Annotated in this window: 7 protein-coding genes, 1 tRNA gene and 1 pseudogene; 7 read left to right on the top strand and 2 right to left on the bottom strand. The window is 71.4% G+C overall.

Annotation, left to right across the window (positions count from 1 at the left end):
* Positions 1–201 precede the first annotated feature (201 nt).
* The 5 genes from topA (at position 202) to ACZ52C_RS30265 (ending at position 10,018) form a co-directional block, all read left to right on the top strand.
* Positions 202–3,054: a type I DNA topoisomerase gene (gene topA / locus ACZ52C_RS30245; RefSeq protein ID WP_469077721.1), complete on the top strand. Its 2,853-nt coding sequence runs from the start codon at positions 202–204 to the stop codon at positions 3,052–3,054.
* Positions 3,055–3,239: 185 nt separating this feature from the next.
* Positions 3,240–6,554 (top strand): dTMP kinase, encoded by a 3,315-nt coding sequence (tmk, locus tag ACZ52C_RS30250; protein WP_469077722.1) that lies wholly within the window; start codon positions 3,240–3,242, stop codon positions 6,552–6,554.
* 330 nt (positions 6,555–6,884) lie between these two features.
* Complete coding sequence (locus tag ACZ52C_RS30255) at positions 6,885–8,090, top strand: DNA polymerase III subunit delta' (protein WP_469077723.1); 1,206 nt, start codon at positions 6,885–6,887, stop codon at positions 8,088–8,090.
* A 144-nt stretch (positions 8,091–8,234) separates the two neighbouring features.
* The gene (locus tag ACZ52C_RS30260; RefSeq protein WP_469077724.1) at positions 8,235–9,821 is read left to right on the top strand and encodes an alpha/beta hydrolase; all 1,587 of its coding nucleotides are present in this window, start codon (positions 8,235–8,237) and stop codon (positions 9,819–9,821) included.
* 123 nt (positions 9,822–9,944) lie between these two features.
* Positions 9,945–10,018: transfer RNA gene (locus tag ACZ52C_RS30265), tRNA-Thr, on the top strand.
* A gap of 45 nt (positions 10,019–10,063) precedes the next feature.
* Here the strand turns inward: ACZ52C_RS30265 and ACZ52C_RS30270 are convergent.
* Positions 10,064–10,336 (bottom strand): annotated as a pseudogene (locus ACZ52C_RS30270) (tyrosine-type recombinase/integrase); the annotation flags it as partial.
* 26 nt (positions 10,337–10,362) lie between these two features.
* Between ACZ52C_RS30270 and ACZ52C_RS30275 the strand changes: the two are divergent.
* Positions 10,363–10,722, top strand: coding sequence for a DUF7674 family protein (locus ACZ52C_RS30275; RefSeq protein ID WP_469077725.1), 360 nt, complete (start codon positions 10,363–10,365; stop codon positions 10,720–10,722).
* 114 nt (positions 10,723–10,836) lie between these two features.
* Entirely contained in the window at positions 10,837–11,532 is a 696-nt protein-coding gene (locus ACZ52C_RS30280) for a hypothetical protein (protein ID WP_469077726.1), read from the top strand.
* A 299-nt stretch (positions 11,533–11,831) separates the two neighbouring features.
* On the opposite strand, the gene ACZ52C_RS30285 is transcribed toward ACZ52C_RS30280, so the two are convergent.
* Positions 11,832–13,487, bottom strand: a complete 1,656-nt coding sequence (locus ACZ52C_RS30285; protein WP_469077727.1) for an MDR family MFS transporter — start codon at positions 13,485–13,487, stop codon at positions 11,832–11,834.

The following is a 13,487-nucleotide window of genomic DNA, read 5'->3' on the forward strand; positions in this document are numbered from 1 at the left end:
GTCGGGTTACCGTTCGAGTGGCCGTTGCGGGCTTTTCCCGTTTGACACGGGGGCGGGATGTACCGTCACACTCCGCAGCGTCAGCATGACCCGACCCCCGGGCCGACGCCGAGCCCGTGCGCGGCACCGGCCGCAGGGGGCGCCCCGCCCCCGGGACGCAAGCCTGGGGAGACCCAGCGTCGACCGGAGAGAAGAGCGAAGTTGTCCCCGACCAGCGAGACCGCGAAGGGCGGCCGCCGACTCGTCATCGTCGAGTCGCCTGCCAAGGCGAAGACGATCAAGGGCTATCTCGGCCCCGGCTACATCGTCGAGGCGAGCGTGGGGCACATCCGCGACCTTCCCAACGGCGCCGCGGAGGTGCCCGAGCAGTACACCGGCGAGGTGCGCCGCCTCGGCGTGGACGTCGAGCATGACTTCGCGCCCATCTATGTGGTCAACGCGGACAAGAAGGCCCAGGTCAGGAAGCTCAAGGACCTGCTGAAGGAGTCCGACGAACTCTTCCTCGCCACCGATGAGGACCGCGAGGGCGAGGCCATCGCCTGGCATCTCCAGGAGGTGCTCAAGCCCAAGGTCCCGGTCAAGCGGATGGTCTTCCACGAGATCACCAAGGCCGCGATCCAGGCCGCCGTCGCCAACCCGCGCGAGCTGAACCAGCGCCTCGTCGACGCCCAGGAGACCCGCCGCATCCTCGACCGCCTCTACGGCTACGAGGTCTCGCCGGTCCTGTGGAAGAAGGTCATGCCGCGCCTGTCGGCGGGCCGCGTCCAGTCCGTCGCGACCCGGCTCGTCGTGGAGCGCGAGCGCGAGCGGATCGCCTTCCGCTCCGCCGAGTACTGGGACCTGACCGGCACCTTCGCCACCGGCCGCGCCGGTGACGCCTCCGACCCGTCGTCGCTGGTGGCCCGCCTGCAGTCGGTGGACGGCCGCCGCGTCGCCCAGGGCCGCGACTTCGACTCGCTCGGCCAGATCAAGGGCGCCAACGTCCTCCACCTCGACGAGGCGAACGCCCGTGCGCTCGCCGCCGCCCTGGAGAACACCCGCTTCTCGGTGCGCTCCGTCGAGTCCAAGCCGTACCGCCGCTCGCCGTACGCACCCTTCCGTACGACGACGCTCCAGCAGGAGGCCTCGCGCAAGCTCGGCTTCGGGGCGAAGGCGACCATGCAGGTGGCGCAGAAGCTGTACGAGAACGGCTTCATCACCTATATGCGTACGGACTCCACGACGCTCAGCGAGACCGCAGTGGCCGCCGCCCGTGCCCAGGTCACCCAGCTGTACGGCGCCGACTACCTGCCGGCGCAGCCGCGTACGTACGCCGGGAAGGTCAAGAACGCGCAGGAGGCGCACGAGGCGATCCGGCCCTCGGGTGATCGTTTCCGCACGCCCGCCGAGACCGGGCTGACCGGCGACCAGTTCAAGCTGTACGAGCTGATCTGGAAGCGGACCGTCGCCTCCCAGATGAAGGACGCCACGGGCAACAGCGTCACCGTCAAGATCGGTGGCACCGCCTCCGACGGCCGTGACGCCGAGTTCAGCGCCTCCGGCAAGACGATCACCTTCCACGGGTTCCTCAAGGCCTACGTCGAGGGCGCCGACGACCCGAACGCCGAGCTCGACGACCGCGAGCGCAGGCTGCCGCAGGTCAGCCAGGGCGACGCGCTCTCCGCCGAGGAGATCACGGTCGACGGGCACGCCACCAAGCCCCCGGCCCGCTACACCGAGGCCTCGCTGGTCAAGGAGCTCGAAGAGCGCGAGATCGGCCGTCCGTCGACGTACGCGTCGATCATCGGGACGATCCTCGACCGGGGCTATGTGTTCAAGAAGGGCACGGCACTCGTGCCGTCCTTCCTGAGCTTCGCCGTGGTCAACCTCCTGGAGAAGCACTTCGGGCGGCTCGTCGACTACGACTTCACCGCCAAGATGGAGGACGACCTCGACCGCATCGCGCGCGGCGAGGCCCAGGCGGTGCCGTGGCTGAAGCGGTTCTACTTCGGCGAGGGCACGGACGCGAGCGACACGACGGCGGCCGCGGCCGGCAACGGCGACGGGGACCACCTCGGCGGCCTCAAGGAGCTGGTGACCGACCTGGGCGCGATCGACGCGCGCGAGGTCTCGTCCTTCCCCGTCGGCAACGACATCGTGCTGCGCGTCGGCCGCTACGGCCCGTACATCGAGCGGGGCGAGAAGGACGCCGAGGGCCACCAGCGCGCCGACATCCCCGAGGAGCTGGCGCCGGACGAGCTGAGCGTCGAGCTGGCGGAGGAACTGCTCGCCAAGCCGAGCGGCGACTTCGAGCTGGGCGCGGACCCCGCGACCGGTCACCAGATCGTCGCCAAGGACGGGCGCTACGGGCCGTACGTCACGGAGATCCTCCCCGAGGGCACGCCGAAGACGGGCAAGAACGCGGTCAAGCCGCGCACGGCCTCGCTGTTCAAGTCCATGTCCCTGGACACGGTGACCCTCGACGACGCCCTGAAGCTGATGTCGCTGCCGCGGATCGTCGGCGCCGACGCCGAGGGCCAGGAGATCACCGCGCAGAACGGGCGGTACGGGCCGTATCTGAAGAAGGGCACGGACTCGCGGTCGCTGCAGACCGAGGAGCAGCTCTTCACGATCACCCTCGAAGAGGCGCTGGCGATCTACGCCCAGCCCAAGCAGCGCGGGCGGGCCGCCGCCAAGCCGCCGCTGAAGGAACTGGGTGAGGACCCGGTCAGCGCGAAGCCGGTCGTGGTGAAGGACGGCCGCTTCGGGCCGTACGTCACCGACGGCGAGACCAACGCGACGCTGCGGTCCGGGGACAGCGTGGAGACGATCACGCCCGAGCGCGGGTTCGAACTGCTGGCGGAGAAGCGGGCCAAGGCTCCCGCCAAGAAGACGGCCAAGAAGGCGCCGGCGAAGAAGACGGCGACCAAGACCGCAGCGAAGAAGGCCGCGCCGGCGAAGAAGACCGCCGCCACGAAGAAGACGGCCGCTTCGAAGACTGCCGCGGCCAAGAAGGCGGCGCCGGCGAAGAAGGTGGCCGCGAAGAAGGCGACTGCCGCTGGGGACGGCGCCTAGTAGCTCGGGGGGCGTGGGTTGTTCGGCGACCGCGGATTCGTCGTGGTCGATCGGGCAGTTTCCCGCGCCCCCGACGGGGCGCCTTCGCTTCGCTGAATGTGTGTGTTCTGTGTGACTTGGTCATGCGCCGTGCGTGCGTTCGGGCGCTGCTTCTGGGTGTCGGTGCGTGCCGATAGGCTGAAAGCATGATGCGAGCCGAGCAGCCGACGGCCCACAACCCGGCCCCCGATGACGCCCTGGCAGCCGATTCCAGGGAGCGCGCCGTCCGGGCGCTGCTGCGCCGACCGCAGCTGAAACGGTTGTGGAGCGCGCAGCTCGTGGGCGGCGTGGGCGATGTGCTCGCGCTGTTCGTGCTGGTGCTCCTCGCCTTCCAGGCGGCGATCGCCGAGGGCGCCTTCGGCGGCGGATACCGGGGTGTCGCCCTGACGGTCGCGACCGTCTTCGGGACGCGCGCCCTCGCGACCCTGCTCTTCGGCGCCGTCCTCCTCGGCCCACTCACCTCGCTGACCTCGCAGGACGGCCCGCTCGACCGCCGCTGGACCATGGTCGGCGCGGACGGGCTGCGGGTCCTGCTGCTGATCGTCGCCCCCCTGTGGATCGACTGGACGCCGGACAACGCGCTCGCGGTGCTGCTGATCACCGCGTTCGTCGCCGGTGTCGCCGAGCGGTTCTGGACGGTCTGCCGCGAGAGCGCTGCCCCCGCGCTGCTGCCCGCGCCGCCGCTGGAGGGCGCGACCGTACGGCCCCTGCCGGACCACATGGACGCGCTGCGGCGTCTGGCCCTGCGGACCGGATTCGTGGCGGTGCCCCTCGCGGCCGCCGTGCTCGTCGTCGCCTCGCTGCTCAACAACCTGCTGGGCGCGGGCCTCGACTGGTTCGCGCAGCACCAGGCCGCGCTCGCCTCGTACGTCGCCGCCGGGCTCTTCGCCGCCTCGCTGTCGGTCGTGACCTTCCTCGACCTGCCCCAGACGCGCACCCCGCGCGCGCGGTCGCCGCTGGAGGGGCTGCGCCGGCCCAAGACCGGCACCGGTGTGGACAAGGGCCGCACGGGCGCGATCCCGCTGCTGGTGCCGGCCTGCGGGGCCGTCGCGGGCGCGGTCGCCGCCGCGGTCGCCGTCGCCGTGCTGCACGCCAAGGACATGGGCGGCGGGCCGGTGATGTACGGGCTGTTCGTCACCGCGCTGACCGGTGGCGTGGTCGTCGGGATCCGCCGGGCGCCGTCCGTGCTGCCCTCGCTGTCCCGGCGCCGGCTGCTCGCTCTCGCGATCGCCTTCACGGGCATCGCGCTGCTCGCCGCCGGCCTGACGCCGGACGTCACGAGCGTCGTGCTCATCCTGGGGCTCGCCGGGGCCGGGGCGGGGATCGCCGCCAACACCGGGCACACGCTGCTCGACCAGGAGGCCGAGGACTTCCGGCGGGCCCGCACCACCGAGCATCTGCACGCGGTCGTACGGGTGTTCGTGGCGCTGGCGGTGCTCGTCGCTCCGCTGGTCGCCGCCGTCATCGGGCCGCACCGGCTGGAGAGCGGCAAGTTCGTCTTCGCGCACGGCGGCGCGGCGTTCACGTTGATGCTGGTGGGGGCGTTGCTGCTGCCGGTCGCCGCGTGGGTGCTGGCCAAGGTCGACGACCGGTCCGGGGTGCCGCTGCGGAAGGACCTGCGGGACGCGATGCTGAAGGGCGACGACCCCGTTCAGGCGCCCGCGGCCTCGGGGTTCTTCATCGCCCTGGAAGGCGGTGACGGCGCCGGGAAGTCCACTCAGGTCGAGGCGCTCGCCGAGTGGATCCGGGCCAAGGGGCACGAGGTCGTGGTGACGCGCGAGCCGGGGGCGACCCCGGTGGGCAAGCGCCTGCGGTCGATCCTGCTGGACGTGTCGAGCACCGGACTGTCGCACCGGGCCGAGGCCCTGCTGTACGCGGCTGATCGTGCCGAGCACGTGGACACCGTGGTGCGGCCCGCGCTGGAGCGCGGCGCGGTCGTCATCTCGGACCGGTACATCGATTCGTCCGTGGCCTACCAGGGCGCCGGGCGGGACCTCTCGCCCACCGAGATCGCCCGGATCTCGCGCTGGGCGACCGACGGCCTCGTGCCGCATCTGACGGTTCTGCTGGACGTGTCCCCGGAGGCCGCGCGCGAGCGGTTCACCGAGGCGCCGGACCGGTTGGAGTCGGAGCCGGCCGAGTTCCACGAGCGGGTGCGCGCGGGATTCCTGACGCTGGCCGCCGCGGACGCCGCGCGGTACCTGGTCGTGGACGCCGCGCAGGACCCGGAGGCCGTGACGACCGTGGTACGGGCTCGGCTCGACGTGATGCTGCCGCTGTCCGAGGCCGAGGTGAAGGCGCAGGAGGAAGCCCGCCGCAAGGCCGAGGAGGAGGCCCGTCGCAAGGCCGAGGAAGAAGCCGCGCGCAAGGCCGAGGAGGAGCGGCTGGAGCGCGAGCGGCAGGAGGAGCTGGCGCGGCTGCGGGCCGAGGAGGAGGAGCGAAAGCGGCGCGAGCTGGAGGAGGCTCAGCGGCGCGAGGCGGAGCGGCAGGCGGAGGAGGCCCGTCAGCGGGCCGAGGAAGCGCGCCGCCGCGCCGAGGAGGAGCAGGCGCGGCTCCTCGCGGAGGAGAAGGCGCGCGCCGAGGCCGAGGAACGGCGGCGGGTCGAGGAGGAACGGCGTCGTCAGCAGGCCGCGGAGGAGCAGCGGCTGCGGGCCGAGGCGGAGGCGCGGCGCCTGGAGAAGCAGCGGAAGGCCGAGGAGGCGTTGCTGCGGGCCGAGGAGGCGCGGCGGGTGGCCGCCGCCGCGGAGGCCGACCGGGCCGCGGCGGTCGCCGCCGAGGCGGAGCGCGCCGCGGCGGAGCGGGCCGAGGCCGACCGGAAGGCCGAGGCGGAGCGGGTCGCGGCCGCGGCGGAGGCTGCGCGGGTCGCGGCTGAGCGTGGGGCTGGGGCTGGGGCCTCTGCCGGGGCTGAGGCGGGTGCCGGTGAGGATGCCGGGGGGCGGGGCGATGATGCCGTCACCGTGGCTACGCCGTTGGTGACGCCGACCAATGCGTCGGGTGGGCCGGTGGACGAGACGGCGGTGTTGCCGCCGGTGCGGGGGGATGGGCCGGGGGGTGACTCCGAGACGACGGCGAAGCTGCCGAAGCCGTCGGTGTCGGATTCCGGGGCTGCGTCTGCGGCTGCCGAGGATGAGACCACGGTGTTGCCGCAGGTGCCGTCGGAGGCCGCCGACGAGACGGCTGTGCTGCCGCCGGTGCGCGACGATCTGGCGCCGCCGGGATACTTCCGGGACGAGCGGCCCGCGGCGGGCGGGGCCGATGGTCCGCACAGGGCGGACGGGACCGATCGGACGCGGGAGCTTCCGCAGGTCGACGAGCAGGGGGTGCCGCGGCGGCGGCCTCGGTCGGACTGGGCCGAGGAGACGCCGCTGGACGATCTGCCCACGCTGGCGGACGAGTTGTTGGGGCCGCACGGCGAGGACGACGCCGATGGGAAGCGGGGCTGGGGGCGGCGCCGCCGCTGAGGTGAGCTGAGCCGGGCCGGGCCGTGCTGGTTGTCGGTGGCCGGAACGCGTACCGCCGGTGGGTGGATCGGGGCCGTGCCGGTGCGTCAGCCCGTCGCTGGGTGCCCTGCCGCCCGGGGGTGGATCGGCGGGACTTCTCCGGGCCGCTGTGTGCGACGGGCTCGACGCACCGGCACGGCCCCTCCCGTGCCTGGGCGGCCGACCGTGCGTCGTGGTCCTCTCCGTGCACGACGGCCCGGTGCCGTGGTCAGAGGTGTGTGCGGTGTGATGTCAGTGGGGTCGCGCACAATGGGGCGCGGTGAGGGTTTCGTGTGACGGAGGCGGTGGGGCATGGCTGTGTGGGACGACCTGGTGGGGCAGGAGCGGCTGAGTGCGCAGCTGGACGCGGCCGCCCGGGACGCGGACAGGATCGTCACGGCGGCGGAGCAGCGGATCGCGCCTCCGGAGGCGTCGAAGATGACGCACGCATGGCTGTTCACGGGGCCGCCGGGATCGGGGCGGGTGACGGCGGCGCGGGCGTTCGCCGCGGCGTTGCAGTGTGTGAGTCCGGACCGGGCGCTCGGCGGGAGCCCGGGCTGCGGGTTCTGCGACGGATGTCATACGGCGCTGGTGGGGACGCACGCGGATGTGAGCACCGTGGCGGCGGTGGGCACACAGATCCTGGCCGACGACATGCGGGACACGGTGCGCAAGTCGTTCACGTCGCCGGCGAACGGGCGCTGGCAGGTGATCCTGGTCGAGGACGCCGAGCGGCTCAACGAGAAGTCGGCGAACGCCGTGCTGAAGGCCGTGGAGGAGCCCGCCCCGCGGACGGTGTGGATGCTGTGCGCGCCGTCCCTGGAGGACGTGCTGCCGACGATCCGGTCGCGGTGCCGGCACGTCGCGCTGCTCACCCCGTCGGTGGACGCGGTGGCGGACATGCTCGTACGGCGCGAGGGCATCGAGCCGGAGGCCGCCGCGACGGCCGCGCGGGCGACCCAGGGGCACATCGAGCGGGCCCGGCGGCTGGCCACCGATCCGCGGGCCCGGGAGCGGCGGGCGGCGGTGCTGAAGCTGCCGTTGCGGGTCGAGGACATCGGTGGGTGTCTGAAGGCGGCGCAGGAGTTGGTGGACGCGGCTTCGGAGGAGTCGAAGCAGCTGGCCGAAGAGGTCGACACCAAGGAGACCGAGGAGCTGAAGGCGGCGCTGGGCGCGGTGCAGGGCGGGCGTATGCCGCGCGGCACGGCGGGCGTGATGAAGGACCTGGAGGACAAGCAGAAGCGGCGGCGCACGCGGGCGCAGCGGGACAGCCTGGACCTGGCGCTGACCGAACTCACCGGGTTCTACCGCGATGTGCTGGCTCTGCAGCTCGGCTCCCGGGTGGCGCTCGCCAATGTCGAGGTGCGGGACAGCCTGGAGCGGCTCGCGCGGAGCGGCACGCCCGAGGCGACCCTGCGGCGCATCGACGCGATCGCGGCGTGCAGAGAGGCGTTGGACCGCAATGTGGCGCCTCTGCTGGCCGTGGAGGCGATGACGATGTCCCTGCGCGCCGGGTGAGGTGATGGGGGAAGGGGCGTGCCGGGTCGGACTTCGGGGGCACGAGCGCGGGCTCCGGGGCGCGTTCGGTTGACCGGGTCACTCGTACGAGGAGCGTTCGTCGCTGTTCGTGATGAATTGAGTGGTTCTGGTTAGGCTCGCGAGATGCACACCAGGCGTACTTCCCGGCCGAACAGGTCCCTGCGGGCCGGCGGCGCGTTGCTCGCGGCCGCCGCGCTGCTCGTCGCGGGCTGCTCCTCCGGTCACTCCAGTGCGGCGGCCACGACGGTCGACGGGGGCCCCGCTCTCGGCCCGCTGCCCCGTGCGACTCCGTCGGCGCTGGCCCCGTACTACGAGCAGAAGCTGAGCTGGCGCACCTGCGAGACCCCCGGTTTCCAGTGCGCCACGATGAGGGCGCCGCTCGACTACGCGAAGCCGGGCGAGGGCGACATCGAGCTGGCCGTCTCGCGGCGGAAGGCGACCGGCCCGGGAGAGCGGCTCGGTTCGCTGCTGGTCAATCCGGGCGGGCCCGGCGGCTCGGCGGTCGGCTATGTGCAGCGGTACGCGGGCATCGGCTACCCGGCCAAGGTGCGGGCGCGGTACGACATGGTGGCCGTCGACCCGAGGGGCGTAGCGGGCAGCGAGCCGGTCGAATGCCTCACCGGGCGCCAGATGGACACGTACACGCAGACGGATCTCACCCCGGACGACACGGCGGAGACGGGCCGGCTGGTCGCCGCGTACAAGCGGTTCGCGGAGGGGTGCGGGGAGCGGGCGCCGAAGCTGCTGCGGCATGTCTCCACGGTCGAGGCGGCCCGGGACATGGACATCCTGAGGGCCCTGCTGGGCGACGAGAAGCTGACGTACGTCGGTGCCTCGTACGGGACGTTCCTCGGGGCGACGTACGCGGGGCTGTTCCCGGAGCGGGTGGGCCGGCTGGTGCTGGACGGCGCGCTGGACCCGTCGCTGCCGGCCCGTCGGCTCAACCAGGAGCAGACGGCGGGCTTCGAGACGGCGTTTCAGGCGTTCGCCAGGGACTGCGTGCGGCGGAAGGACTGCGTGCTGGGGCGTACGCCTGCGCAGGTCGCCGAGAACCTGAGCGGGCTCTTCGAGCGGCTGGACGCTCGGCCGCTGGCGACCGGTGACGCCGGCGGGCGGCGGCTCGGCGAGTCCCTCGCGACGACGGGCGTGATCGCCGCGATGTACGACGAGGGGGCCTGGCCGCAGCTGCGGCAGGCGCTGACCGAGGCGGTCGAGAAGGACGACGGCGCGGGTCTGCTCGCCCTCTCCGACAGCTACTTCGAACGGGCCCCCGACGGCACCTACTCCAACCTGATGTACGCCAACGCCGCCGTGAACTGCCTCGACCTCCCGGCCGCCTACGACAGCCCCGAGGCGGTGGAACGGGCGCTGCCCGAGTTCGAGAAGGCGTCCCCCGTCTTCGGCAGGGCCCTGGCGTGGGCCTCCCTGAACTGCGCGTACTGGCCCGTGGGGCCGACGGGTGGGCCGCACCGCATCGAGGCGAAGGGAGCCGCGCCGATCGTCGTCGTCGGCACGACGCGCGACCCGGCCACGCCGTACCGCTGGGCCCGGTCCCTCGCCTCCCAGTTCTCCTCGGCCCGCCTCCTCACGTACGACGGGGACGGACACACCGCCTACGGGCGCGGCAGCGCCTGCATCGACTCCGCGATCAACACGTACCTGCTCCGCGGCACACCCCCGACCGACGGAAAGCGCTGCTCAGCGCCCTGATCGTCGACAGTTGCGACGGCCGGGGCGGGCCCTTCGCCGGGTGCTCCGGCCCATGGTTCGGAGCACCTCGGAAACTGTGTAGACTTACCGACGTTGCTGATCGCACCATAGTGCGGACAGCGCGCCGCCTTAGCTCAGATGGCCAGAGCAACGCACTCGTAATGCGTAGGTCTCGGGTTCGAATCCCGAAGGCGGCTCTTTTGAAGCCCAGCCCAGACACTATCTGAGCTGGGCTTTTACGTTCAGCGGGTGCGGGTGCGGGTGCGGGTGCGGGTGCGGCGGCGGTGTCGGCAACGGGCCGCGCGGCGGTCCACGGTCTCAGTTGTGGTCTCAGACGCGGGTTCCGGTGCAGGTGGTGAGCCCGGACGGGCCCTTGAGACGATGATGGTCGCGATGTCCACGCCCCACTCGTTCAGGATCGTGCCGGCGGTGTGACGGCTTCCGTCGTACAGACGGCGGTCGTCGATGCCCGCCTCGGTGAGTAGATCTTTGCACTCCTCCCAGTCGGCCCCGGGGGGGGGCGAGCGGGGGGGAACTGCTGATGGGTGAGGACGTCCGCTTTCCGGAAGAACTCGTCGCAGCCGTACCCGAGTTCGGTGAGTTCTACGAGATCCACGTGGAGAACCAGGGCGAGCCACTGCCTCACGTCTTCTTCGGGCTGGACGTGACGCCGGCCGTCGTCGACTCCTACCTCGGCAGGGATCCCGAGGCGCCTGACTGGCGGGCGACCCTGAAGTTCCTGGAGCGGCAGCTGGGACGAGGAATCCCCGGAGTCACTGAAGTGATCGTGACATCATTCCTGGACCAACTGCCCTACCGGGACGAGCCGGGACACGAGGTCGTCGAACCCCTCGGTCCGCTCCTGTCCGCGAAGTACCGTGAGCTGCGTCCATCGGGCTGAGGCGAAGCGTGCCGTAGTGAAGGCCCCCGGCGGGAGATCGAGGACTCCGATGCTGTTGGCTGGTCTGGAGCATGGCGTGACGTCGGTCTTCGAGACCCGGCGGAGACGGTGTGGGTGACCGCTCAGGGTCTGATGGCGGCTCTGATGTGCCCCGGTCTGACCAAAGTCGAAGCCGATGGCAGCCAGCTCCCCGGTGTGATTTTAGATGCGGCTGCGGAGAACATGCGCCTGAAGGCGGAGAACGCCGAACTGCGTGGCCGAACGGGATGTTCAAGACCTGATCGAGGTGGGGGCGAAGTGGGTAGGAGCGTTGGCCGCGTAGTTGCCAGTGCAGTTGTGTTGGGGCTGTTGGGGGTTGGCTGCGGAGGCGGTGAGAACGGGGCGATGGCTCCCTCGTCCGAGCCGACACGAGCGAAGGCGTCGCCCTCCTCGTCCTCCGAGACTGCGGAGAAGACCCGGGCTCAAGTGGTGAGGGATCTTCGGTATGCCTTCGGAGGCGTAGGTGAGGGTTTCGTTGTCGCGAAGGACCCTCTTGGGCGCGACTGCGTGGTGAATGGAACGGCACTCAGCCGAAAGATTCCGGGCAAAGAGGAGTTGCTGCGGGGTGTCCGTCTTTTGGAGGAACAGGGTTGGCGCCTGGATGGCGATCTGATGGAGATGAGTCCCGCGTTCGCCGCCTTCCTCGATCTGGGGGAGTGGTCTGTCACGGCCGGTGTGGCGCCCGTGCCGGACGAGGTCGAAGAGCAGGCGGCTCCGAACGCAGGGGCGTTGACCGTCTCGGCAACAGGGGCATGCAAGCCCTCGTCTTAGCTACGCCACCAGCGCCCTGGCCGAGGCCTTCGAGACGGCGGAGCGGTCGGGATCATCGGGGGGTCGTGATCTCGGTGGGGGACGCCTTCCTCGAACTGGGCCGGGTGAGGCCGCGGCTGGTCCCGGCATCGGTGGGTTGAGCCGCCGCGGGGCATGAGCGCGTCCGCGCGCGCAGGGCGGAGTCCCGCGCGTGCGCGTGTGACGTCGTCGGCCTGCATCGGCCGATGACGTCACACCGGTACTCGCGGGACTCCGCCCGTGCGGGGCGTCCGGCCGTTCGTCAGGAGGCGGCCGCTTCGTCAGGAGGTGGCCGTTTCCGATTGGTGGACCCTTGTCGGTGGGGCCTCGGGCTTCTTGGCTCGTGCGGGGAGCAGGAAGGCGAGGGCGAAGCCGATCAGCATCACGCATCCGCCTGCCAGGAAGACCGCGCTCATCGCCTCGGCGATGCCGTCCACCACCGGGGCCGTGAGCCGCCGGTCTGCGGTGAGCAGGAACGAGGTGTCGTCGAGGTTGATGCCCCCGGTCCCCTTCACGGTCTCGACGACGGGCAGGTTGGCCGGGTCGGCCAGTACCGCCGGGTCGTTGAGCGCCGACTGGAACTCCGCGTTCCGGCTGACCTTCGCGACCGCCTCGGAGATCCGGCTGTCGGCCAGAAAGAACATCATCGACAGGAACAGTGCCGTACCGGCCGCGCCACCGATGCCGCGGAAGAAGGAGTAGGCGGCGCTGGAGACGCCCATGTCCTCCTTGGCGGAGTTGTTCTGCAGGGCCAGCAGCGTGACCGGGAAGCAGATACCGACACCGGCGCCGAGCAGATAGATCAGCGTGCCCACCAGCCACAGCGGTGAGTTCTGGTCCAGCGACGCGAAGGCGAAGAGGGTGCCGGCGACCGTGCCCATGCCGAGGAGCAGGAAGGCCCGGTACCGTCCGGAGCGGTTGATGACCTTGCTCAGGCCCCGGCTGGTGGTCAGCACACCGACCGTCTGCAGGATCAGCATCACCCCGGCCTCACCGGGGCTCTGGCCCTTGACCAGCTGGAGGTAGAGCGGCAGGAAGATCAGCGAGCCGAACACCCCGATGCCCACGATGACGTTGGCGCCGTTGATGACCGTGAACATCCGGTTCCGGAACAGCCTGAGCGGGATCACCGCGGCGTCGGCCATCCGCCGCTCGGTGGCCAGGAAGAGCACGAGGCCGACCAGTCCGATCCCCAGCAGGGACAAGGTCGGCGGCGATCCCCAGCCCCAGTGCCGGCCCTGCTCGGAGACGACCAGCCAGGGCCCCAGGCAGACGATCAGCCAGGCCGCGCCGCCGTAGTCGATCCGCTGCTCACGCCGTTTGCCGGGCATGGTGAACTTGAAGTGCACCACGGCCAGCGCCGCGATCCCGATCGGGAGGTTGATCAGGAACGCCCAGCGCCATCCGTCGACGCCCAGCATGGTGTCCATGCCGGCGAACAGTCCGCCGATCGGCGCGCCCGCCACACCGGCGACGGCCGAGACCGCGGAGAACCAGACCTGGTAACGGGCTCGTAGCTCCGGCGTCAGGATGTCGCCCATGATGGCGAAGGCGAGCGCCGTGAGCCCGCCGCCGCCGATGCCCTGCAGCGCGCGGTAGGCCGCGAGCTGGTACATGGACCCGGCCATGCCGCAGAGCAGCGACCCCACCAGGAAGACGCCGATCGCGACCATGTACAGCTTCTTGCGCCCGTACAGGTCGGACAGCTTGCCGAACAGCGGGGTCGCGATCGTCGCGGTGACCATGTAGGCCGTGGTCGCCCAGGCCTGGACGGTCTGGCCGTGCAGCTGGTCGGCGATCGTGCGCATGGCGGCCGCGACGATGACGAAGTCGAGCGACGACAGCATCAGGCCCAGCATCAGCCCGATGACGACCATGCGGACAGCACGGAACTCCGGTGTGCCCGGGATCTCCGCCGCTCCTCGCTCCTCTGCCAT

The organism is Streptomyces sp. NPDC034049, from assembly GCF_055575575.1.

What these genes read in the sequence shown, in the direction of transcription:
- ACZ52C_RS30285 (WP_469077727.1), bottom strand. Translation starts at nt 13,487, where the DNA reads ATGGCAGAGGAGCGAGGAGCGGCGGAGATCCCGGGCACACCGGAGTTC.
- ACZ52C_RS30260 (WP_469077724.1), top strand. Translation starts at nt 8,235, where the DNA reads ATGCACACCAGGCGTACTTCCCGGCCGAACAGGTCCCTGCGGGCCGGC.
- ACZ52C_RS30275 (WP_469077725.1), top strand. Translation starts at nt 10,363, where the DNA reads ATGGGTGAGGACGTCCGCTTTCCGGAAGAACTCGTCGCAGCCGTACCC.
- tmk (WP_469077722.1), top strand. Translation starts at nt 3,240, where the DNA reads ATGATGCGAGCCGAGCAGCCGACGGCCCACAACCCGGCCCCCGATGAC.
- ACZ52C_RS30255 (WP_469077723.1), top strand. Translation starts at nt 6,885, where the DNA reads ATGGCTGTGTGGGACGACCTGGTGGGGCAGGAGCGGCTGAGTGCGCAG.